Genomic DNA, 22,062 nt, shown 5'->3' on the forward strand with positions numbered 1-22,062 from the left:
GGTGGCGCGAGGCCGCGGCCTGGGTGTCACTGCGCCTCGGCCTGGGCCAGGCGCCACGTGAGCTGATCGCGCACGCCGGGCCACTCGCCGGCCAGCAGGCTGTACATCACGGTGTCGCGCACCGTGCCGTCCGGTCGCGTGGCGTGGTTGCGCAGCACGCCGTCACGCCGGGCACCCAGGCGTTCGATGGCGCGTTGCGAGGCATAGTTGAAGTTGTCCGTGCGCCAGCCCACGCAGCGGCACCCGAGCGTGTCGAAGGCGTGCGTGAGCAACAGCAGCTTGGCCGCCGTGTTGACGTGGCTGCGCTGGGCGGATCGGGCATACCAGGTGTAGCCGATCTCCACGCGGCGCACGGCCGGCAGGATGTCGTGATACCGGGTCGTGCCCACGACGGCGTCGCCGTGCAGGGTGTCGATCACCACGAAGGGCAGCATGTGGCCTTCGGCGGCGCCGACCAGGGCGCGGTCGATGTACTCGGCGGCCTTTCCAGGCCCGGGCACGCTGGTCACCCGCAACTGCCAGAGTTCACCATCGGCAGCACAGCGCTCCAGGGCGGGCGCATGCTCGGGCGCGAGCGGCGCCAGGCGCGCCCCATGGCCTTCCAGGGTGATGGGGTCGAGTCGGGGCAGGGCGGTGGGGCGGTCGAGCGTTGGCATGGGATCTCGGCGGGCAGCGTATCTGGCGGTAGACGACTATACCGTTCGCACGCGCCATCGTCAGAGGCGCGACTTGCCCGGCGCTGACAGCAAGAAGGCCGACGAGACGTTCCCGGAGGAACGCGTCGCCGGCCTTGGCCGCGCATCGGGAGCGGGCGGCGCACACCCATGCAGGGGTGCGCCGCCAGCGAGGACAGCCTTAGTGGCTGTCGCCCTTGTCCGACTTGGCGCCGAACGGGTAGGCGCCCGCGCCCGTGTGAGCACCCGCCTTAGGCGGGATTTTGAGGGACAGGATCATGGTGGCACCGAGGATCAGTGCGGTCCCGAGGAGCGACCACTGCACTGGGATGTGATAGATGTCGATGAGCAGCATCTTCGTACCGATCAGCACCAGCACCAGCGCGAGGCCGTAGGGCAGCAGGTGGAAGCGGTCCTGCAGGCCCGCCAGCAGGAAGTACATTGCGCGCAGGCCCAGGATCGCGAAGACGTTGGACGTCAGCACGATGAACGGGTCCGTCGTGATCGCGAAGATGGCCGGGATCGAATCCACCGCGAACACCACGTCGATGATGCCGATCAGGATGATGACCAGCAGCATCGGGGTCGCGACCTTCTTGCCGTCGATGCGGGTGAAGAAGCGCTCGCCGTCGTAGTTGGGCGAGATGTTCATCTTGCGGCGCAGCCAGTTGATCGCTTTGTTGTTCTCCAGATCCGGCTCGGCATCTGCGGCGAACCACATCTTGGCACCGGTGAAGATCAAGAAGGCACCGAAGACATACAGGATCCAGTGGAACTGGGCGATGAGCCAGGCACCGATCAGAATCAGGATGGCGCGCAGCACCAGTGCGCCCAGGATCCCCAACATCAGCACGCGCTTCTGGAATTCCGGCGGCACGGCAAAGAACGTGAAGATCATCAGGAAGACAAAGATGTTGTCGACCGCGAGCGCCTTCTCGATGAGGTAGCCCGTGATGAACTCGAAGGATTTGTCGTTGGCGAGCGCGCGGGCCGCGGGGTCATCGCTCATGCCGCCCAGCCACCACCAGAGAAAGCCCACGAAGACGAAGCTGGTGGCCACCCAGACGAGCGACCAGATGCCGGCTTCCTTGAGTGATACCTTGTGGGCGCCCTGCCGATTCATGGCAAAGAAATCGAGCAGCAGGGCAATGACGACGAAGGCCGCGAAGAGCGACCACAGCAACGGAGTGCCGGTAGAGATCATAGTGTTGTCCATCAGTCAGTCAAGGGTTGGAACGAGATCGCCTGACGGTCTCGCCACCCGCTGCTGCGGTCCACAACACCGGGAACCCGGCCGGTTTCCGTACTGACGGCGCTGCGGGAGCAAAAATGCCCCGGCTACTCCCCGTGGGTGTTGGCTGCTCCGCACGGCAGGGCTCGTCGCCTTGCCTTGCGGACCCGCCGACACGGGCCAGCTCGCTTCACGACAGACTCCGGTTTGCTGCCACCTCGTGAGTGGCGCCATCCGGCGTCGGCAGTGATGCGCGGCGCGAGCTCAGCAATTCCCGGGCCCGAGGCGGGGAAGTCTCGATTCCCCTGCCAGCGGCCCTTCGAGCCTTTCGGCTTTGAACGCACGCGGGGCATGGACCGTCGCGTTGTCGAAAAGGTTCCCGACCTTTGCACATTTGCTGTCGACGCCGTGCACGACCCTACAGGCTATCCCTATACTCGGTGAACGCCGGTCGTGCCCTCGGCTGGCGTCGTTGCAACGAGGAGGTGTCATGACCTGGGAAACGCATGCCGTCACCAACGTCGTCCCGGCGTTGACTGACTACAACGTCTATGCGCACGACACCGTGCTGCGCGAGGGGGTGCGCCGTGCCGCCGGCGCGCATGCCGACGCGCGGGAGGCCGACCTGCTGGCCTATGGCGGGCGGCTGGGCCAGGCGCAGACCCTGCGCGCCGCGGCAGACGCCAATCGCCATTCGCCGGTGCTCGAACGCTACGACGGCGTCGGCAACCGCATCGACGACGTGCGATTTCATCCTGCCTGGCATACGGTGTCGTCCCTGCTGCGCGAGCAGGGGCTGATCGCTCAGCCCTTTGCTGATCCGGAGCCTGGTGCGTGGGCCGCGTATGCGGCAGGCTTTTCGATGCACGGACAGATCGAGGCCGGCTCCCTGTGCCCCGCCTCGATGACCTTCGCATCCATTCCCGTGCTGCGCCAGCAACCGGCGCTGTTCGAGACCTTGCAAGCGGGGCTGTTGTCACGGACCTACGACACGCGCGACGTGCCCATACCTGAGCGCCGCTCACTGCTCATCGGCATGGGCATGACGGAAAAGCAGGGCGGCTCGGACGTGCGCAGCAACGAGACCTCGGCCTCGCCGCTGCGTGGCGAGGGCCCGGGCGAGGCCTACCGGTTGGTGGGGCACAAGTGGTTCTTCTCCGCGCCGCAGAGCGATGCGCATCTGGTCGTCGCGTGCACGCCTGCCGGGATGTCGTGCTTCTTCGTCCCGCGCTGGCGCCCGGACGGCACGCGCAACGCGGTGCGCATCCAGCGGCTGAAGGACAAGCTTGGCAATCGCTCCAACGCCAGCAGCGAGGTGGAGTTCGAGAATGCCTGGGGTGTGCTCGTGGGCGAGGAAGGCCGCGGCATTCCCACCATCCTCGAGATGGCCACGCACACGCGCCTCAATTGCGTCATGGGATCGACCGGGCTCATGCGCCAGGCACTGGTGCAGGCGATCCATTACGCCCGGCATCGCAGTGCCTTTGGCCGCACGCTCGTGACGCAACCGCTCATGCAGAACGTGCTGGCCGACATGGCGCTCGAGAGCGAAGCGGCCACCCTCCTGATGCTGCGCCTCACCCAGGCGTTCGCAGAGCCTGATGATCCCGTGCAGCGCGCCTATCGGCGCATCGTGACGCCCGCGGCCAAGCTCTGGGTGTGCAAACGCGCCGTCGAGCTCGCGGGCGAGGCGATGGAGGTGTGCGGGGGCAACGGCTATGTCGAAGACATGCCGCTTGCCCGCTTGCTGCGCGAAGCGCCGGTGAATTCCATCTGGGAAGGGTCGGGCAACGTGATGGCGCTGGATGTGTTGCGCGCGATGGCGCGCGAGCCGCAGGCGCTCACGGCGCTCCTGGGCGATCTCGCCCCGGTGAGTGCCACACAGCCTGTGCTGCGCTCGGCCCTGGGGGCGGTGCATACGGCGCTTTCCGGTCCGCCCGACGTCATCGAGCGCGAGGGCCGGCGCATCGCGCAGCGTCTCGTGTTGCTGGTGCAGGCCGATCTGCTGCGCCGGCATTCGCCGCCGGATCTGCTCGAAGCCTTCGTGGCGAGCCGGTTCGATGCGGAATCCGGGCGCGTCTTCGGCACGTTGCCGGGGCACATCGCGCTCGCTCCCATCATCGATCGCGCCTGGCCGGCGTGACGCCTCAGCCGGGCCCGCAACGCGTGCACGTGCACACGTTGCGCGCCTGGGCTTGCACGGCAGCGCAGGATCTCTTGACGTGTTTTGGGAAAACGCGCAATAATCGAGGGCTTTTCCCTTGCTCGATGGGCTTTCGTGGCGTCTATGGATGCCGCGCTAAGGTTCGCGGGCTGTGGGCGAAGGGCAGGGTGAAGTCCTACCCGCCTCTAGTCCCCATCCACAAGTCAGGAGTTCTCAATGCGTCACTACGAAGTGGTGTTCATCGTACACCCCGATCAAAGCGAGCAAGTGCCCGCCATGATCGACCGCTACAAGGCCGTCATCACCGGCCAGGGCGGCACCATCCACCGTCTGGAAGACTGGGGCCGTCGTCAGCTCGCCTACCCGATCCAGAAGCTCGTGAAGGCTCACTACGTGTGCCTGAACATCGAAGCCGGCCAGAGCACCCTGGACGAACTCGAGCACGCGTTCCGCTACAACGACGCCATTCTGCGCCACCTCATCGTCAAGACGAAGAAGGCTGAAACCGCCGCTTCGCCGATGATGAAGGTCGTCGAGCGCGAGGAAGCCCGCAAGGCTGCGAACGAAGCCGAGCAAGCCGCCGCTCAGAACGCCGCCGCCGCTTAAGGCAGAGCTGTCGCGATGCGCATCGGCAGGTTCGCGTGAACCGCCTGCAGTTAGTCGCCACCGTGGTCGAATGCCAACCACTGCGCTACACCCCCGCTGGGGTGCCCGTGCTGGATCTGGTGCTGGAACATGCTGGCGATGTCGTCGAAGCGGGTCAGACCCGCCACGTCGAGCTCACCCTGCCCACGATCGCCATTGGTGATCTGGCCCGGATGATGGCTCGAACCCCTCTGGGGACGACGCTGCGGATCGACGGTTTCCTTGCCCCGACGCGCAAAGGCGCGACGCGGTTGCGGCTGCATCTGCAGCAGGCTGCAACCCTGGATTGAACCCCTATTTTCGAGAGGCATTTCATGGCCGCATTTGGAAGACGCAACAACAAGGACAACAAGAAGAAGTTTGGACAGCAGAACCCGCTGTTCAAGCGTCGTCGCTTCTGCCGCTTCACCGCGGCGGGTGTTGAACAGATCGACTACAAGGATGTGGACACGCTGCGTGACTTCATCCAGGAAAACGGCAAGGTCATCCCGGCTCGTCTGACCGGTACGAAGGCCCACTACCAGCGCCAGCTGGACACCGCCATCAAGCGCGCGCGCTTCCTGGCGCTGCTGCCTTACACCGACAACCACCCCCACTGATTGGCGGAGCAAGAACATGCAAATCATTCTGCTTGAAAAAGTTGCCAACGTCGGCGCCCTGGGTGAAGTGGTTCGTGTGAAGGACGGCTTTGCCCGTAACTTCCTGATCCCGCAACGCAAGGCCAAGCGCGCCACCGCTGCTGCTCTGAAGGAATTCGAAGAGCGCCGCGCCGAGATCGAAAAGCAACAGGCCGAGCGCCTGGCTGCCGCCGAAGGCGTGGGCCAGAAGCTGGAAGGCCACACCGTGCACATCCGCCAACGTGCGGGCGTGGACGGCCGCCTGTTCGGCTCGGTCACCAACGCGGACATCGCTGCCCAGCTCAAGAACGCTGGCTTCGATACCGTAGAGAAGTCGATGGTGCGTCTGCCGGAAGGCCCGTTCAAGACGGTGGGCGAGTACGCGATCGAAGTGCAACTGCACACCGACGTGGCTGCCAACGTCAATGTCGTGGTGACCGGCGAAACCGTGTAATCACGGGGTTGCCTGCATCATGAGCCAACGGCCGGGGAAACCCGGCCGTTGGCTTTTTTGCGTTCAACAAGGCTGATGCGTCGTTGCCCGTTGCGCCGCTCAGCCGCCTGCCTTTGCGCCCGAGCGACGTACAATGTCGGCCCATTTGTCACGCTCGCTGGCGTTGTAGGCGGCAAAGTCGGCTGGCGACGAGCCCACCGGAATGGCGCCCATGCCGGCATAGCGCTCGCGCACTTGCGCATTGGCCAGTGCCTTGGCGGCGTGCTCGGCCAGTACGCTTACGACAGCCGTTGGCGTGCCCTTGGGCACCCACAGCCCATACCACGTGCTGATGTCGAACCCGGCAAAGCCTTGCTCAGCCACGGTGGGCACGTCGGGCAAGGCAGGTGCGCGTTCCGGGGTGGTCACGGCCACGGCGCGCAGCTGTCCCGACTGGATGAATGGCATGGCCGATGGCATGGAATCGAACATCATGTCCACCTGCCCGCCGATGAGATCGGCCAGGGCCGGCGCGCTGCCGCGATAGGGCACATGCAGCATGTCGATGCCCGCGGCGAGCTTGAATGACTCGCCCGCCAACTGCTGTGATGACGCGTTGCCTGCCGAGGCGAAGCTCGGCGGCTTGCTGCCCGCACGGGCCAGCTTGACGATATCGTTGACGTTGCGAATCGGCGAATCCGGTGCCACCACCAGCACGAGCGGCACGGCCGCCAGCTGCGTCACCGGCACGAAGTCGGCGATCGGGTCGTACCGCATGTCGGGATAGATGCTGGGGTTGATGACGTGCAATGAGGCATTGGCGAGCAGCGTGTAGCCATCCGGTGCGGAGCGCGCCACCTGCTCGGCCCCGATCATCCCGCTCGCGCCGGGGCGGTTGTCCACCACGATCTGTTCGCCGAGCGTCTGGGCCATCTGCATGGCTGCCACGCGGGCGAGGAGGTCGGTCGGCCCGCCGGGCGGGTAGGGCAGTACGAGCCGAATGGGCTTGTCCGGATAGGGGGCGGCGGCCGTGGCGGCGCCGCTGAGCGACAGGGCGGCCGCGCCCAGCAGGCAGGCCAGTCGAAAGGATGAGCGCATGGAGGTCTCCTCGTTGTTGTGGTGGCTCAATGGGATAGTGGCTCGATAGGCCCGACAGTCAAGCGGAGCGACTGTCCGGGCCGACGGCAAGGGCGACCTTGCCCACGACCTGTCGGCTCTCCAACGCCGTCAGCGCCGCCGGGAGATCGTGGAACGCGAAGATCTTCGAGACGGTGGGGCGCAGGTGTCCGTCGCGTGCCCAGCCGAGCAAGGTCTGCATCACCCGCTGCAGCGCCGGGGCATGGGCCTCCCGTTCGTCCTGGGGTGTCCAGCCGATGTAGCGGCCAAAGAACACGCCGTGCAGGGTCAGGTTCTTCACCAGCAGCAGATTCGCGGGCAGGGCCGGCAGTTGCCCGCTGGCAAAGCCGATGCTGAGCAGGTGCGCGTTGGCGGCCGCCGCGCGCACCGCGCGCTCGGCCAGGGCGCCACCGACGGGGTCGAGCACGATGTCGGCGCCACGACCCTGCGTGATCGTCTTCACCTGTGCGGCGAGCTCATCGTCCGGGGCGATGGCATGGCGGGCACCCCGGGCCAGCGCGGCCTCGCGCTTGGCGGATGTGCTGGCGCAGGCGATCACCTCGGCACCCAGCCGGCTCGCGATCTCGACGGCCGCCAGACCCACGCCCGCACCGGCGCCCAGGACGAGCACGGTATCGCCGGGCTGCAGCCGGGCGCGCCAGAGGAGCGCGGTATAGGCCGTGCCGTACGACAGGGGCACGGGCAAGGCCTGCAGCAGCGCCAGCCCCTCCGGCACCGGATAGACCGTGGCTTCACGCACGCAGACCTGCTCGGCGTGACACCCCCAGTCCGCGATCGCCACCACCGCCTGGCCCGGCCGCAGCCGGCGTACGCCGGGCCCGATCGCCCGGACGTGGCCCACGGCCTCCGTGCCGGGGGAGAACGGCCGGGGCGGACGGGTCTGGTAGCGGCCTTCGATCATGAGCCCCGTGGCATGGCTCACGCTGGCGTACGCCACGTCGATGAGGACCTCACCAGGGCCGGGGGCCTCGGGCGCGGGGCAGTCAGCCACCCGAATGGCATCGGGCAGGTGGCCGAATTCGTCGCAGATCAGGGCGCGCATGGCGTTGCCTCCGGGGTGCTTGCCTGACGGATCGTCTTGGCGTGCAGCAGCGCGGTGATGTCCTCGCTGGCGAAGCCCGCATCGACCAGCACGGCGCGCGTGTGCTCACCGATGGCCGGGGCGGGGGCCGCCTCGCGCGGCACACCCAGGGCCGGCACGGTCGCGAGCGGCAGCGGGGGCAAGCCGGGCTGCGTCAGCGGCGTGAAGAGGCCCTGATGCGCCGCCTGCGGATGGGCCAGGACGCCCGCGTAGTCCCGCACCGGCGCATGCAGCACGTCGTGCTCGCGAAAACGCGCCGTCCACACGGCCACGTCAGCCTCGCGCAGTTGCGCCGTGATCGCGGCGTCCAGTTCGGCGCGGTGCGCCATGCGGCCGGGGTTGTCGGCAAATCGGGCGTCTGTCAGCCAGTCTGGTCGGTCGAGCGCCCGGGACAGGCGGGCGAACTGGTCGTCGTTGAGTACCACGATGGAGAGCAGCCCGTCCGCGGCGCGGAAGACGCCATTGGGCGCGCTGACGGCACCCGAACGGCGCTCGCCGGCCAGCGCATACTCGACGAGGTTGCCGGACTGCAGTGCCAGGCACGCCTGCAGCAGACTGATCTGCACATGGCTGCCTCGGCCCGTCATGGCCCGTCGGTACAGCGCTGCCGAGGCGGCCTGTGCCGCATAGACGGCGGTGGCGATGTCGGCCAGTAGCATGCCCAGGCGGCGCGGCTCCCCCTCGGCATCCTGGTTGCCGAACATCAGGCCCGTCTCAGCCTGCATCACGGAGTCGGAAGCCGGTGCGTCGGCAAAGGGGCCGTCCGGGCCGTAACCGCTGATGGACACGTACACGAGCCCAGGGTGCGCCGCGCAGAGCGCCTCGGCGCCCATGCCCATGCGTTCAGCCACACCGGGCCGGAAGTTCTGCACCACCACGTCGGCCTGCGCCGCGAGGCGCCTCAGCACGACCTGGCCCTGCGGTGCCCGGGCATCGACGCACAGGCCACGCTTGCCGGCGTTGTAGGCCAGGGACAGCGCGCTGTGCTCACCTCGCACGGTGCCCACGCCGCGTCCCCAGTCACCGGCGGGCGGCTCCGCCTTGGTGACGTGGGCGCCCTGCTGCCACAGGATATGGGTGCAGTAGGGGCCGGCGATGCCCTGGCTCAAGTCCAGGATCCGCAGATCGGCGAAGGGAAGGGGGAGGTCGACTGACATGGGGTTCCGGTATTCACGTTGTCTGGGTATCCTAGATTCGTACCCCCGGCGAAACAATCACTCCACCTGTGCCTGGCGTGTTGACTCATGATCGACAATCGACTGGATCTGAACCTGCTGCGCCTCTTCGTCACCGTGGTCGAGGCGCGTACGCTCACGCAGGCCGCGCAGCGTCTTGGCATGACGCGGTCGAACGTGTCGCGCCGGCTGAAGCTGCTCGAGGCCGACATGGGCGCACAGCTCATGCGGCGCACCACGCGGCACGTCGAGCCCACGCAGGCAGGAATGCTGCTGTACCGGCATGGCGCTCGCATGCTCGAGGAGCTCACCACGGCCAAGGCCGCCATTGACAGCCTGGGCAGCACCGTGCGGGGCGACGTGCGCATCCGCATGCCGACCGGCCTGGGGCGTCTCTATCTGGCACCGCTGCTGGTGGAGTTCGCCCGTCTCTATCCAGACATCACCCTGCGCGTGCTCATCAACGACTACATCGGGGATCTGATCCCGGCGGAAGTCGATCTCGCCTTGAAGATCACTTCCGCGCCACCCGAAGATCACGTCGCGCGCAAGTTGTGTGATGTCGCCTGGTGCCTGTGTGCGTCGCCCGCGTTTCTCGCGCAGCGCGACGTGCCGCGATCGCTGGGCGATATCGCCGTCCTCGACCTCATCGCGCCCGCCTCGCTGGGGCGGCGCTTCGATCTGGTGTTCGACGCGAAGCGAGCGCCCCTGGCATTGCGCGTGACGCCGCGTATCCAGTCCGGGGATTACCCCTTCCTGCTGGACGCGGCGCTCGCGGGCCTGGGCGTGGCGCTCCTGCCTCGCTACGCCGTCTGGCGCGCCCTGCGCGAGGGGCATCTGCAGGAGGTCCTGCCGGCGCACGAGCCTCAGGGCGTGGGCGACAGTCTCTACCTGCTCACGGCACCGCAGCGCTATCCGACCCGGGCCACGCAGGTGCTCAAGGACTACCTGCATGCGCACATCCGTCAGCACGAGGCGGACTGGGCGCGCCCCGACCCAGCGGACGGCGCGCGGTAAAATCGCCGTCTTCTCCTTCAGGTCCCCCCATGAATACTCCCGCCGATCCTCAGGTCGAAGGCCTGCGCGTGCCCCCCCATTCCATCGAGGCGGAGCAGTCCGTCCTGGGCGGGTTGCTGCTGGACAACGCTGCCTGGGATCGCATCGCCGACGTGATCGGCGAGGGCGACTTCTACCGCTACGATCACCGGCTGATCTACCAGCACATCGCCCGTCTGATCGGGCTGTCGCGTCCGGCGGACGTGATCACGGTGTTCGAATCGCTGCAGACGGCGGGCAAGATCGATGACATGGGCGGGCTCGCGTATCTCAATTCGCTCGCCCAGAACACGCCGTCGGCCGCCAACATCCGGCGTTATGCGGAGATCGTTCGCGACCGGGGCGTGCTGCGCAAGCTCGTCACCGTGGCCGATGAGATCTCCGCCGGCGCCTTCAATCCGCAGGGCAAGGAAACCCGTCAGCTGCTGGACGAGGCCGAGTCGCGCATCTTCCAGATCGCCGAGGAAGGCTCGCGTGGCAACGCGGGCTTCCAGGAGATCCAGCCGCTGCTGGGCCAGGTGGTGGATCGCATCGACGAGCTGTATCACCGCGAAGGCGACACGGAAGTCACAGGCGTGCCGACGGGCTTCGTCGATCTGGACAAGATGACCTCCGGCCTGCAGGGCGGGGATCTGGTCATCGTGGCCGGGCGTCCCTCGATGGGCAAGACCTCGTTCTCCATGAACATCGGCGAGCACGTGGCGATCGAGCAGGGCCTGCCGGTGGCGGTGTTCTCCATGGAAATGGGCGCGGCCCAGCTTGCCATGCGGATGCTGGGCTCGGTGGGCCTCCTGGATCAGCACCGCCTGCGTACCGGCAAGCTCGAGGCCGATGACTGGCCGCGCGTGACGCACGCCATTCAGCGCATGCAGCAGGCCCAGCTCTACATCGATGAAACCCCGGCGCTGAGCGCGATGGAAGTGCGCGCCCGTGCGCGCCGGTTGGCGCGTCAGTGCGGCAAGCTTGGCCTCATCATCATCGACTACCTGCAGCTCATGGGCGGCTCGGGCAACGGCGAGAACCGCGCCACGGAAATCTCGGAAATCAGCCGCTCGATGAAAGGTCTGGCCAAGGAACTGGACTGCCCGCTGATCGCGCTCTCGCAGCTGAACCGAAGCCTGGAGCAGCGCCCCAATAAGCGCCCGGTGATGAGCGATCTGCGCGAATCCGGTGCTATCGAGCAGGATGCGGACTTGATCCTCTTCATCTACCGCGACGAGGTCTACAACCCGGATACTCCGGACAAGGGGACGGCCGAAATCATCATCGGCAAGCAGCGTAACGGCCCCATCGGGACCGTGCGCATGACCTTCCAGGGCTCGAGCACGCGCTTCCTGAACTTCTCGGGCTCGCCGTCGTACTGATCCGGGGCGGCTCGCCCGTATCGGTGGATGTTGCCTGGCCTTGACGCATGCCATGCCGCCTCGCGCGCGCGACGGCCGCAGCGATGTGTTGGGCCGCCGTCACACGGCACGTCGCGTAACAAGTGCCGCACAGCCCTGAGGGTAAGATATCTTCCCTCTCGCGCTGCCCGGAGCCTCACTGCGCAAAGTATCGATGGAACACAAGGCCTTCATTCTGCTGTTGGCCATTGTGACGGTCGCTTTCGGCTGGGTTCTCCTGCCGTTCTATGGCGCGGTGTTCTGGGCAGTCATTCTCGCCATCATCTTCAACCCGCTGCAGCGGGCCTTGCAACGGCGCATCCGCAATCGCAACCTGGCTTCCCTGGGCTCGTTGCTCGTGTGCGTGCTGATCGCCGTGCTCCCCGTGATCCTGATCGCGATGTCGCTCGTGCAGGAAGTCACCGGTCTCTATCAGCGCATCAACACGGGGCAGCAGGATTTCGGCGCCTACGCCGAGCAGATCCGGCAGGCCCTGCCGTCGTTCGCGCAGGATTGGCTCAATCGCATCGGCATGACGGATTTCGATTCGATCCGCAATCGTCTGTCCGAAGGCGCGCTGGCCGGCAGCCAGTTCATCGCCAATCGCGCGCTGAACATCGGACAGAACACCTTCCAGTTCGTCGTCAACTTCTTCGTGATGCTGTACCTGTTGTTCTTCTTCTTTCGGGATGGTGCGCAGCTCGCCCGGCGTATCCGCGACGCCGTACCGCTGGAAGAAAGCCGCAAGCGCCAGCTCTTTGCCAAGTTCACGACGGTGGTCCGTGCCACGGTGAAGGGCAACGTGATCGTAGCGATCACGCAAGGCGCCCTGGGCGGTCTCGCGTTCTGGTTCTTCGACATCCAGGGCGCCTTGCTCTGGGCCGTGCTCATGGCCGTCCTGTCGCTGCTGCCGGCCGTCGGCGCGGGCCTTGTCTGGGGGCCGGTGGCAATCTACTTCATCGTGACGGGGGCAGTGGTGCAGGGCATTGCGCTCACGGTGTACGGCATCCTCGTGATCGGCCTCGTGGACAACATCCTGCGTCCGATCCTGGTGGGCAAGGACACCAAGATGCCGGACTACGTCATCCTCATCTCCACCCTGGGCGGCATGGCGCTGCTGGGCCTGAACGGTTTCGTGATCGGCCCGTTGATCGCCGCGCTCTTCATGGCCGCCTGGGCGCTCTTCGCCAATTCGGACGATGACCAGTCGCGTCCCGCGCCGATCGCCGAGTCCCCATTGGCGGGGCGACGCGTGGAGAACACCGGACCGAAGATCAATACCACCACCGCGCCTGCGGTACCGCGGATCGATCGACCCTGAGCTGCCGGCGCGTAGGCGTAGCTTGCCGGCGCATTCCGAGGCAAGCCCCGTCCTTGCCCGCGTCAGTGTCCGATGCACACGCGGTTGCGCCCTGCGGTCTTGGCGGCATACAACGCGGTGTCAGCGGTGTGCAAGAGCATGCGTGTGAGTTCTGCCAGATCGCCATGCCAGGGCTCTGAACGATGCGCGAGCCCGATGCTCGCGCTGACGCACCCGTGAGGGCTAGCAGGATGGTCGATCGCCAGGGCGAGAATCGCCTGGCGAATGCTTTCGGCGAGTCGGGCTGCGGCTTCGACGCTGCGCTGGGGCAGGAGCACCACAAATTCCTCCCCACCGAAGCGCGCGGCACTGTCGGCTGGGCTCTCGAGCGACGCCTGCAGAACGCCAGCGATGCGACGCAGGCAGTCATCGCCCGCCAGGTGGCCATTGGCATCGTTGTACGCCTTGAAGCAGTCGACATCAATCATGAGCAGCGCGAAGCCTGGCGGCGCTGGCGTGTCGGTTGGCATGGCCTTTGCCAGGGCGAGATCCAGCGAGCGGCGATTGCCCAGGCCAGTCAGGGCGTCAGAATGCGCGAGTTGGGTGACCTCGGATTGTGCCTGCGCGAGCTCCCCGATGGTGCTGAGCAGCACGCGCTGCAGGCTCACGTGCTGCGTCACATTGGCAAGTGTCACCGAAAGCGCAAAGGCCGGTCGAGCGGCGCCGACGGCGCTGACCGACACCGAATACGCTCCATCCCAAAGGCGGATCTCGTGATCCGGCACCATGCCGTGCTGATCAAGCGTGCGGAAGTCTCGGCGCACGTTGTCGATGTGATCCTGCGGGTTCAGCCCGATCATCGTGCGTCCGATGATGCTTTCAAGTGGCGTGCGCAGCAGTGCCGCGTAGCGCTGACTCGCCGCGAGAAAGACGAGTGATCGGTCGATGACGCATGTTGCGACGGGGAGCGATTCATAGACACCGTGCAAAGCCTCGGCGGTCAACAGCATGGGTGAGTCCTTCTTGCCGGGGCGGGCCCGGCAAACGATCGGAAGAATCGGCCGCACATGCGACGCGGGGGCGTGCACAGCCGGGAATGCAGACAAAAAAGCGCGACCGTTGCCGGTCGCGCCTGTCTTGCCTTTGCGCAAAGAGAGTTACAGGATATCCGCCGCGTAATCTGCCAGGCGCGAGCGCTCGCCGCGCTGCAGAGTGACGTGGCCCGAGTGCGGCCAGCCCTTGAAGCGATCCACCACGTAGGTGAGGCCCGAGCTGCCCTCGGTGAGGTAGGGCGTGTCGATCTGCGCGATGTTGCCCAGGCACACCACCTTGGTACCAGGGCCGGCACGCGTGATGAGTGTCTTCATCTGCTTGGGCGTCAGGTTCTGCGCCTCGTCGATGATGAGGAACTTGTTGAGGAAGGTGCGCCCGCGCATGAAGTTGAGCGACTTCACCTTGATGCGCGAGCGGATGAGATCCATGGTGGCCGCGCGGCCCCACTCGCCGCCATGATTGCCGCCGCCGGGCTCGCCATCACCCATGTTGAGCACGTCGAGGTTGTCCTCGAGCGCGCCCATCCAGGGCAGCATCTTCTCTTCTTCCGTGCCGGGCAGAAAGCCGATGTCCTCGCCCACCGGCACCGTGACGCGGGTCATGATGATCTCGGTGAAGCGCTTGGTCTCGAGCACCTGCGTGAGGCCGGCCGCCAAGGCGAGCAGCGTCTTGCCGGTACCGGCCTGACCCAGGAGCGAGACAAAGTCGCAATCTGTGTTCATGAGCAGATTGAGCGCGAAATTCTGCTCGCGGTTGCGCGCCGTGATGCCCCACACGTTGTTCTTGTTGTGGGTGTAGTCGCGCAGCGTCTGCAGCACGGCCGTGCGGCCATTGAGCTCGCGTACCTGCGCGTACAGCGGCATGCTGCCTTCGAAGTACACGAACTGATTGATGTGGAACTTCTCGCACAGCGGCCCGTTGATGCGATAGAAGGTGCTGCCGCCCTGTTGCCAGGATTCGACGCCCTTGCCGTGGCGATTCCAGAAGTCCTCCGGCAGTGCCATGATGCCGGAGTAGAGCAGGTCGGCATCTTCCAGGACCTGGTCATTGAAGTAGTCCTCGGCGGCCATGCCCAGGGCGCGCGCCTTCAGGCGCATGTTGATGTCCTTGGACACCAGCACCACTTCCCGGTCGGTGTATTGGCCTTGCAGCGCATGCACCACGCCCAGGATCTGGTTGTCGGCCTTGCCCACCGGCAATTCGGCCGGCAGGCCGTTGGCCATCGCCCTGGTCTGCAGGAGCAGCTTGCCCTTGGCCTCGCGGTTGCCGAGCGACGACAACGGCACGCCTTCGGCGATCGAACGCTCGTCGGTGATGAGCGTGTCGAGCGTGCGGCTCACCTGGCGCGCGTTGCGCGCCACTTCGGACATGCCCTTCTTGTTGTGATCGAGCTCCTCCAGCGTCATCATCGGCAGGAAGACGTCGTGCTCCTCGAAGCGAAAGAGCGAGCTCGGATCGTGCATGAGCACGTTCGTGTCGAGCACGAAGAGCTTGCGCGCCGTGCTCGCGGTGGCAGCGTTGTTGGCGCGGGAGCTCTGGCGGGTGCGCGCCGCAGGCGTGGGCTTGACCGCACGCGGGCTGTCCAGGGCATCGCTCTGACGGGCGGTGGGCACGGCGGGCTGGGCCGGTGCCCGGCTCTCGATGGCCGGCGGGCTGGCAGGCATGTCCGTCACGTCCGCGACTGGCGTGGCGGCAGCGGACGGGGCCGGCTGCAGCAGAACACCCGCGGCGGAGGATTTGCGCGCGGACTTGCGCGCCGGCTTGGCCGGCGTGAGATCACTGGGGGGCAGGCCGGCCAGCTCAGGTTGCAGCGGCTCTGCGGGTTCAGGGGTGGCGACAGCGGCCAACTTGGCCGTGCGCCGGGTGGTCAACGCCGGTGCCTTCTCGGGTGCGGGAAGAATCGTTGCGGGCCGAGTCGGCATCTTGGGAAGCGGCATATGCCAGGTCTCCAGGGGGTTCTCTAGGGACAATAGCGCAATTTGATGACGGAAAGCGCGAGGCGTGGCCGCGGGGCGTCACTGGGCCTGAACGGCCTCCAGAACCGCTTGAACATGGCCAGGCACCTTGACACCTCGCCATTCGCGTGCCAGCCGGCCTTCGCGGTCGATGATGAACGTGCTGCGCTCGATGCCACGCACCTGTTTGCCATACATGTTCTTCATCTTCATGACGCCGAAGGCCTCGCACAGCGTCTCGTCCGGATCGCTCGCGAGCGTGAAGGGCAGGGCCTGCTTGGTGCAGAAATTCTCGTGCGATTTGAGGCTGTCGCGCGAGACGCCGATCACCTTGGCGCCTGCCGCCTCGAACTCGGCATGCAGGTCGCGAAAGCCCTGGGCCTGCGTCGTGCAGCCGGGCGTGTTGTCCTTGGGGTAGAAGTACAGCACGACGGTCTGCCCGCGCAGATCCGACAGCGTGAGCGGCCCCTGCGTGGTGTTCAGGGCGAGATCGGGCACGGGCGTGCCGACGGCGATGGCAGTCATGGGGATTCCTTCGGACAAGACGGTCAAGCGGGCAGGAGGACAGCGACGACGTGCCGGCCCTCGGCCATGAGGATGTTGTAGGTGCGCGCGGCGGCCAGGGTGTCCATCACCTCGACCCCGATGCCGGCACGCGCGAGCGGGCGCAGCACCTCGGGCCTGGGGAACTGTTGGCGTGGGCCCGTGCCCAGCAGCACCACCTCCACGCCGCCCTTGCGGGGCACGGGCGGCGGTGCGTTGTCCTCTTCCAGGAGCGCGAGCGGGTCGGTGGCAGCGGCGTTGGCGATGCCGGCGGCCTCGCTCAGCATGGTGCCCGTGAGCTCGGCGAGTTCACGAATTGCCCAGGTGGTGACCGCGCCCTGAGGAGCGAAGGCCACGGTCGTCTCGTGGCGCTGGCGGTTCACTTCGATGTAGCCCGCCCCGTAGGCGGTGACGGTGTTCAGACCGGAATATGCGTCGGCGTGCAGTTTCAAGGCCGGCTCCCTTCGTTTCAGGGAAAAATGATAGCAGCCGGCCACGGAGCGCGGGCGGGCTCAGCGAAAGAGCGCGTCCACTGCCGCCGCGCCCAGGCCGACCTTCTCGTAATGATCGCGACAGAGCGCGATGTAATCGTGCACATCGAAGGCGCCATCGGCCTTGCCGTCCTCGTCCAGCCAGATGAGCGGGCCCTTGACGATGAAGAAGACCCGCATCGGTTCCTCGTGCTCGTAGGCCACCAGCGTATGGCCTTCACCCGGCGTTTCGTAGACGAAGTCGCCACGGGTGGCGATCCAGTCATGCTCCAGGTAGCCCCACTTGCCTGAGAGCGTGAAGGCAAACACTTCATGCGGGTGGTAATGGCGGTTCACGAGGCCGGCGCTTTTGGCCATGAGAATGTCGCACCACTTGTTCTGCTGCGGCGAGATCCACAGCGGCCGCGAGGAGACGGTCTCCGAAAACGGCACATAGTAGCGGTCATCCTCGATGGGAGCATTGGGCAGATACACCTCGGGCAGCGCGTCGGGCTTGAACGATTCCGCGATGGGCTTCAAGCCGCGCCAGAATTCGTTGCCGGGGGTCGCGGGCATGGCAGTCTCCTTTGTTGGGGTAGGCCGCGCCGTGATAGGCTCGGCGCAGACCAGTGTAGGCAGGCTTGTCACGCTGATGTGGCCTCTGGCGGACGCGCGAATGGCCTCAGACGGACACGAGGCCGGCCCGGCCGTGCGTGCTTCGCACTGCCACGACAGCAGCGCCCGACGCCGGCAGCTGCAGGGAGACGCTCATGCAGACCTGTTCGCGCCAGCGGATTTCGACCGATGCCGTTGCGCCCGCCGAGCGCGTGGCCTTCTGGGAGGCTCGCAGCGTCGAGACCACGGTGAGGTTGCGCTGTGCCACCTTCGATGGCGATGTGCTCGCCGCCACCCAGACGCTCGTGCGCCTGGGCGACGTGCGCATGACGGACATCGTGGGCAATGCGCATGTGATCGAGCGCACCGTCGACTGTGTCCGTGCCACACCCAAAGCCTCAGTCTTCGCCTCCCTGGTGCTCCAGAGCGACGCTTTTTTCTACCATCCTGGCGGCTGTTCGCGGGCGGGCCCGGGCGACATCATCGTGTATGACACCGACCGCCCTTATGTATTCGGGTTTCCCGGTCCGATGCGGCAATGTCTCTTCGATGTGCCGATCACGGCCCTGGATGGCGCCGGTGTGCGCGCACCGGTGCAGCCGACGCGGATCGCCGCGGACTCCACGGGCGGACGCTTCCACGGCGCCGCGCTGCGACAGCTCGCACAGCGTCTCTTGCGGGCGCCCGATGCGCACGCTCTGGCGGCATGCCGGGATTCGGTACGCGAGGTGGTGATCGGATTGCTCGATAAGGACGCCGGCGCGCACGCGGGCGGGCCCGCAGCGACGCACCTGCTGGCGGCCGAGGCTTTCGTGGAGCGCCACCTGGGCGAGCCCGAGCTCGACAGTGTGCAGGTGGCTGCCGCGTGCGGCGTATCCGTGCGCCACCTCGCGCGCCTTTTCGCCCAGCGTGGGGTGCCACTGATGCAGTACCTCATGGAGCGGCGCCTGCAGAGCGCGCGGGCTGCGCTCATCGCGCAACCGGCGCGGTCGATCGCCCAGGTGGCGTACCGAACCGGGTTCGTGAGCGCATCGCACTTCTCTCGGGTCTTTCGGGCCCGGTTCGGGGCGACGCCCCGTGAATACCGGCGCCTGGCTTCGACAGGCCAGGATTTGCCCTGATCCACCCGTTAGGCTAGATTAACGGGTTCACCGTCTCACTCGCCTTCACCGGACACGTTCGAGCTGCGTGCCGGCCCATGCCGATTGTCCTATCCAGGCAGTCCGAGCGCACGCAGGGCGATGACGCCGGCTATCCGCCGGGCGCCATGAGGGCGACGGGGTCACGCACAGCTTTCGCAAAATCGGTTCATTGAGTAAAAGCATGACGGAATTCATGGAGCCCATCCGGGTCGGCCTTCTCGGCCTCGGCATCGTGGGCGGCGGTACGTTCAAAGTCCTCGAGCGCAACGTCGAAGAGATTGCGCGCCGCGCAGGGCGACGCATCGTCGTCACGAAAGTGGGCGAGCGCGACGTGGCGCGTGCCCGTGCCCGCGTGGGCCAGAACACCGCAGTCGAGCCGGATGCCTTTGCCGTCGTGCGCGATCCCGAGATCGACATCGTGGTCGAGCTGATCGGTGGGGTGAGCATCGCCCGCCAGCTCGTGCTCGAGGCCATCGACAACGGCAAGCACGTGGTCACCGCCAACAAGGCGCTGCTCGCCAACCACGGCAACGAGATCTTCGCCCGTGCCCGCGAGCGCGGCGTGATGGTGGCTTTCGAAGCCGCCGTGGCCGGTGGCATCCCCATCATCAAGGCGATTCGTGAAGGCCTCACGGCCAACCACATCGAGTGGGTGGCCGGCATCATCAACGGCACCACGAACTTCATCCTCTCCGAGATGCGCACGCGCGGGCTGCCGTTCGCCGACGTGCTGGCGGAGGCGCAACGCCTGGGCTACGCCGAAGCCGACCCGACCTTCGACATCGAAGGCGTGGACGCCGCGCACAAGCTCACGCTGCTCGCCTCCATGGCCTTCGGCATCCCGGTGCAGTTCTCGCGCGCCTACATCGAAGGCATCACGACGCTGTCGGCCACCGACATCCGCCATGCCGAAGCGCTCGGCTACCGCATCAAGCTGCTCGGCATCACCAAGCGCCGCCCGGAAGGCATCGAGCTGCGCGTGCATCCCACGCTCGTGCCGGCCGCTCGCCTGATCGCCAACGTCGAAGGTGCGATGAATGCCGTGCTGGTGCACGGCGACGCCGTCGGCCCGACGCTGTACTACGGCCAGGGCGCGGGTGAGGAGCCCACCGCCTCGGCCGTCGTGGCCGATCTGGTCGACGTCACCCGCCTGCTGACCGCCGATCCTGGCCACCGCGTGCCGCACCTGGCCTTCCAGCCAGAAGCCATGGCCGATCTGCCCATTCTCGACATCGGCGACGTGCGCAGCGGCTATTACCTGCGCCTGCGCGTGCGCGACCAGCCCGGCGTGATGGCCGAGCTTGCCCGTATCCTCGCGGACAACGAGATCTCGATCAATTCGATGATTCAGCAAAAGCCGGATGGCGACGCCGAAGGCGCGGACATCATCTTCCTCACGCATGAATCCGTCGAACGCAACGTGGATAACGCCATCGGCCAGATGCAGTCGCTGGACGTGGTGACGGCCGACGTGGTGCGCCTGCGCATGGAGCAACTGGCCTGATCATGCGCTACGTCTCGACCCGCGGTGGCATGGCCCCGCAAGCGTTCACCGACATCCTGCTCGAGGGCCTGGCCCCGGACGGCGGCCTTGCCGTGCCCGAGACCATCCCGCAGATCGACGCAGCCACGCTCGAATCGTGGCGCACGCTGTCGTATGCGGAACTCGCCTTCGAGATCCTGCAGTGCTTCATCACGGACATCCCGGCCGACGATCTGCGCCGCCTGACCCAGGCCGCATACCGGCCCGAGGTGTTCGGCAGCGAGGCCATCGTGCCGTTGAAGCCGCTGTCGGGCGGGCTCACGCTGCTCGGTCTGTCAGAAGGCCCGACGCTCGCCTTCAAGGACATGGCCATGCAGCTGCTCGGCCACCTCTTCGAATACGTGCTCGAGCAGCGCGACAGCACCCTGAACATCCTGGGCGCCACGTCGGGCGATACGGGGTCGGCGGCCGAGTACGCCATGCTGGGCAAGCAGCGCGTGTCGGTCTTCATGCTCTCGCCGCAAGGCCGCATGAGTGCCTTTCAGCGCGCCCAGATGTATTCGCTGGACGAGCCCAACATTCACAACATTGCGGTCTCGGGCGTGTTCGACGATTGTCAGGACATTGTCAAGGCCGTGTCCGGCGACCTGGCCTTCAAGCAGGCCAACCGCATCGGCGCCGTGAACTCCATCAACTGGGCGCGCATCGCCGCTCAGGTGGTGTATTACTTCCACGGCTGGCTGCGCGTCACCACGGGCCCGGGCGAGGAAGTCTCCTTCACTGTGCCTTCGGGTAATTTCGGCAACATCCTGGCCGGGCACATCGCCCGTTCGATGGGCCTGCCCGTACGCAAGCTCGTGCTCGCCACCAACGAGAACAACGTGCTGGAAGAATTCTTCCGCACGGGCGTCTATCGCCCCCGCTCGGCGGCCGAGACGCACGCCACGTCCAGCCCCTCAATGGACATCTCGCGCGCCTCGAATTTCGAGCGCTTCGTCTTCGATCTGCTCGGGCGGGATGGCGCGCGCGTGGCCGCGCTCTGGAAGTCGCTGGGCCAGGATGGCTACTTCGATCTGTCTGACCACCGCGAGGCCTTCTCGTCGCAGTACGGCTTCGTCGGCGGCACGAGCAGCCACGCGGATCGCCTGGCCACCATCCGCGCCGTGTTCGAGCAGCATGGCGTGTACATCGATCCGCACACCGCCGATGGCGTGAAGGTGGCGCGCGATCACGTCGAGCCAGGCATCCCGATGCTGGTGCTCGAAACAGCGCTGCCGATCAAATTCGCCGACACGATCGAAGAGGCCGTGGGCCGGCGCGTGCCGTGCCCGCCGTCGTTCGAGCATCTGGAAGCGCTGCCGCAGCACGTGGCATCCCTGCCGTGCGACGTGCAGGCGGTGAAGGACTTCATCGTCGCCAAGGCGCAGTAAGCCAGGCCCGCCACCATGCCCACGCCTGCCGGGTTTCTTGCCGTGGCGCTGGGCGCGGTGCTGGGGGCGTGGCTGCGCTGGGGCCTGGCGCTCTGGCTGAACGCCCGCCAGGCAGCCTACCCCTGGGGCACGCTCGCCGCCAATCTGGCTGGCGGCTATCTGGTCGGACTCGCGCTCGGCATTCTGGCCGTGAACGGCCACTGGCCCGCCTGGGTCCGACTCGCCCTGGTTACGGGCTTCCTGGGCGCGCTCACCACCTTCTCCACCTTCTCCGCGGAGGTGGTGGGCATGCTGGAGACGGGCCGCCATGCCGCTGCCCTGGGTTACGCCGCCATGAGCCTGGCTGGCTCCCTCCTGCTCACCGCCCTGGGGCTGTGTACCGTCCAGCTGCTGCGCTGAGGGTTTCACCGGCCGGCGGGTGCCGGGATGCTGTGCCCAGAGCCACGCTGACGTCATCGGGCGAGGACTCTCGGAAA

22 protein-coding genes are annotated in these 22,062 nt (G+C 66.6%); 12 read left to right on the forward strand and 10 right to left on the reverse strand.

All coding sequences use genetic code 11. The features are described 5' to 3' along the window. Nucleotides 1–26 precede the first annotated feature (26 nt). Nucleotides 27–656: a GNAT family N-acetyltransferase gene (locus IMZ29_RS16975; RefSeq protein WP_371820327.1), complete on the reverse strand. Its 630-nt coding sequence runs from the start codon at nucleotides 654–656 to the stop codon at nucleotides 27–29. Between the two features lie 199 nt (nucleotides 657–855). Next, complete coding sequence (locus IMZ29_RS16980; RefSeq protein WP_216186300.1) at nucleotides 856–1,878, reverse strand: TerC family protein; 1,023 nt, start codon at nucleotides 1,876–1,878, stop codon at nucleotides 856–858. 517 nt (nucleotides 1,879–2,395) lie between these two features. Between IMZ29_RS16980 and IMZ29_RS16985 the strand changes: the two genes are divergently transcribed. From IMZ29_RS16985 to rplI, 5 genes are all read left to right on the forward strand, one after another. Next, nucleotides 2,396–4,048, forward strand: coding sequence for an isovaleryl-CoA dehydrogenase (locus IMZ29_RS16985; protein WP_216186302.1), 1,653 nt, complete (start codon nucleotides 2,396–2,398; stop codon nucleotides 4,046–4,048). Between the two features lie 237 nt (nucleotides 4,049–4,285). Next, complete coding sequence (gene rpsF, locus IMZ29_RS16990; protein WP_216186304.1) at nucleotides 4,286–4,675, forward strand: 30S ribosomal protein S6; 390 nt, start codon at nucleotides 4,286–4,288, stop codon at nucleotides 4,673–4,675. Between the two features lie 35 nt (nucleotides 4,676–4,710). Further along, nucleotides 4,711–5,004: a primosomal replication protein N gene (gene priB, locus IMZ29_RS16995; RefSeq protein ID WP_216186306.1), complete on the forward strand. Its 294-nt coding sequence runs from the start codon at nucleotides 4,711–4,713 to the stop codon at nucleotides 5,002–5,004. A 24-nt stretch (nucleotides 5,005–5,028) separates the two neighbouring features. Beyond that, a complete protein-coding gene (gene rpsR, locus IMZ29_RS17000) occupies nucleotides 5,029–5,313 on the forward strand; it encodes a 30S ribosomal protein S18 (RefSeq protein WP_216186308.1) in 285 nt (94 codons plus the stop codon). A 16-nt stretch (nucleotides 5,314–5,329) separates the two neighbouring features. Beyond that, nucleotides 5,330–5,785, forward strand: a complete 456-nt coding sequence (gene rplI / locus IMZ29_RS17005; RefSeq protein WP_216186310.1) for a 50S ribosomal protein L9 — start codon at nucleotides 5,330–5,332, stop codon at nucleotides 5,783–5,785. 99 nt (nucleotides 5,786–5,884) lie between these two features. On the opposite strand, the gene IMZ29_RS17010 is transcribed toward rplI, so the two are convergent. Genes IMZ29_RS17010 through IMZ29_RS17020 form a run of 3 tightly spaced genes read right to left on the reverse strand, consistent with a single transcriptional unit; the run spans nucleotide 5,885 to nucleotide 9,139 of the window. Then, the gene (locus tag IMZ29_RS17010) at nucleotides 5,885–6,862 is read right to left on the reverse strand and encodes a Bug family tripartite tricarboxylate transporter substrate binding protein (protein ID WP_216186311.1); all 978 of its coding nucleotides are present in this window, start codon (nucleotides 6,860–6,862) and stop codon (nucleotides 5,885–5,887) included. A gap of 58 nt (nucleotides 6,863–6,920) precedes the next feature. After that, on the reverse strand, nucleotides 6,921–7,943 hold the full coding sequence (locus IMZ29_RS17015) for an NADPH:quinone oxidoreductase family protein (RefSeq protein ID WP_216186313.1): 1,023 nt from the start codon (nucleotides 7,941–7,943) through the stop codon (nucleotides 6,921–6,923). Next, nucleotides 7,931–9,139 carry a CaiB/BaiF CoA transferase family protein gene (locus tag IMZ29_RS17020; protein WP_216186315.1) on the reverse strand — a complete coding sequence of 403 codons (1,209 nt, stop codon included), beginning with the start codon at nucleotides 9,137–9,139 and terminating at the stop codon, nucleotides 7,931–7,933. Before IMZ29_RS17020 ends, IMZ29_RS17015 begins: the two co-directional genes overlap by 13 nt. 87 nt (nucleotides 9,140–9,226) lie before the next feature. Here IMZ29_RS17020 and IMZ29_RS17025 point away from each other — a divergent pair, with 87 nt between their 5' ends. The 3 genes from IMZ29_RS17025 (at nucleotide 9,227) to IMZ29_RS17035 (ending at nucleotide 12,916) form a co-directional block, all read left to right on the forward strand. Continuing rightward, nucleotides 9,227–10,174 carry a LysR family transcriptional regulator gene (locus IMZ29_RS17025; RefSeq protein WP_216186317.1) on the forward strand — a complete coding sequence of 316 codons (948 nt, stop codon included), beginning with the start codon at nucleotides 9,227–9,229 and terminating at the stop codon, nucleotides 10,172–10,174. A gap of 29 nt (nucleotides 10,175–10,203) precedes the next feature. Beyond that, nucleotides 10,204–11,577 (forward strand): replicative DNA helicase, encoded by a 1,374-nt coding sequence (locus IMZ29_RS17030; protein WP_216186319.1) that lies wholly within the window; start codon nucleotides 10,204–10,206, stop codon nucleotides 11,575–11,577. Nucleotides 11,578–11,770: 193 nt separating this feature from the next. Beyond that, complete coding sequence (locus IMZ29_RS17035; protein ID WP_216186322.1) at nucleotides 11,771–12,916, forward strand: AI-2E family transporter; 1,146 nt, start codon at nucleotides 11,771–11,773, stop codon at nucleotides 12,914–12,916. A gap of 62 nt (nucleotides 12,917–12,978) precedes the next feature. On the opposite strand, the gene IMZ29_RS17040 is transcribed toward IMZ29_RS17035, so the two are convergent. The 5 genes from IMZ29_RS17040 to IMZ29_RS17060 form a co-directional block, all read right to left on the reverse strand. Then, a complete protein-coding gene (locus tag IMZ29_RS17040; RefSeq protein ID WP_216186324.1) occupies nucleotides 12,979–13,905 on the reverse strand; it encodes a GGDEF domain-containing protein in 927 nt (308 codons plus the stop codon). Between the two features lie 147 nt (nucleotides 13,906–14,052). Then, the gene (locus tag IMZ29_RS17045) at nucleotides 14,053–15,885 is read right to left on the reverse strand and encodes a PhoH family protein (RefSeq protein ID WP_216186326.1); all 1,833 of its coding nucleotides are present in this window, start codon (nucleotides 15,883–15,885) and stop codon (nucleotides 14,053–14,055) included. Nucleotides 15,886–15,963: 78 nt separating this feature from the next. Further along, nucleotides 15,964–16,428: a peroxiredoxin gene (locus IMZ29_RS17050; protein ID WP_216186328.1), complete on the reverse strand. Its 465-nt coding sequence runs from the start codon at nucleotides 16,426–16,428 to the stop codon at nucleotides 15,964–15,966. A gap of 23 nt (nucleotides 16,429–16,451) precedes the next feature. Further along, the gene (locus tag IMZ29_RS17055; RefSeq protein ID WP_216186330.1) at nucleotides 16,452–16,898 is read right to left on the reverse strand and encodes an Mth938-like domain-containing protein; all 447 of its coding nucleotides are present in this window, start codon (nucleotides 16,896–16,898) and stop codon (nucleotides 16,452–16,454) included. A 60-nt stretch (nucleotides 16,899–16,958) separates the two neighbouring features. Beyond that, nucleotides 16,959–17,492 carry a 2,4'-dihydroxyacetophenone dioxygenase family protein gene (locus IMZ29_RS17060; RefSeq protein ID WP_216186333.1) on the reverse strand — a complete coding sequence of 178 codons (534 nt, stop codon included), beginning with the start codon at nucleotides 17,490–17,492 and terminating at the stop codon, nucleotides 16,959–16,961. Nucleotides 17,493–17,686: 194 nt separating this feature from the next. Between IMZ29_RS17060 and IMZ29_RS17065 the strand changes: the two genes are divergently transcribed. From IMZ29_RS17065 to crcB, 4 genes are all read left to right on the forward strand, one after another. Continuing rightward, a complete protein-coding gene (locus tag IMZ29_RS17065) occupies nucleotides 17,687–18,652 on the forward strand; it encodes an AraC family transcriptional regulator (RefSeq protein ID WP_216186335.1) in 966 nt (321 codons plus the stop codon). Nucleotides 18,653–18,866: 214 nt separating this feature from the next. Beyond that, entirely contained in the window at nucleotides 18,867–20,177 is a 1,311-nt protein-coding gene (locus tag IMZ29_RS17070; RefSeq protein WP_216186353.1) for a homoserine dehydrogenase, read from the forward strand. A gap of 2 nt (nucleotides 20,178–20,179) precedes the next feature. Next, nucleotides 20,180–21,586 carry a threonine synthase gene (gene thrC / locus IMZ29_RS17075; RefSeq protein WP_216186337.1) on the forward strand — a complete coding sequence of 469 codons (1,407 nt, stop codon included), beginning with the start codon at nucleotides 20,180–20,182 and terminating at the stop codon, nucleotides 21,584–21,586. A gap of 15 nt (nucleotides 21,587–21,601) precedes the next feature. Then, entirely contained in the window at nucleotides 21,602–21,985 is a 384-nt protein-coding gene (gene crcB / locus IMZ29_RS17080) for a fluoride efflux transporter CrcB (protein WP_216186339.1), read from the forward strand. Nucleotides 21,986–22,062 lie beyond the last annotated feature (77 nt).

It is taken from the genome of Verticiella alkaliphila (genome assembly GCF_018904615.1).
Taxonomy (GTDB): domain Bacteria; phylum Pseudomonadota; class Gammaproteobacteria; order Burkholderiales; family Burkholderiaceae_B; genus Verticiella; species Verticiella alkaliphila.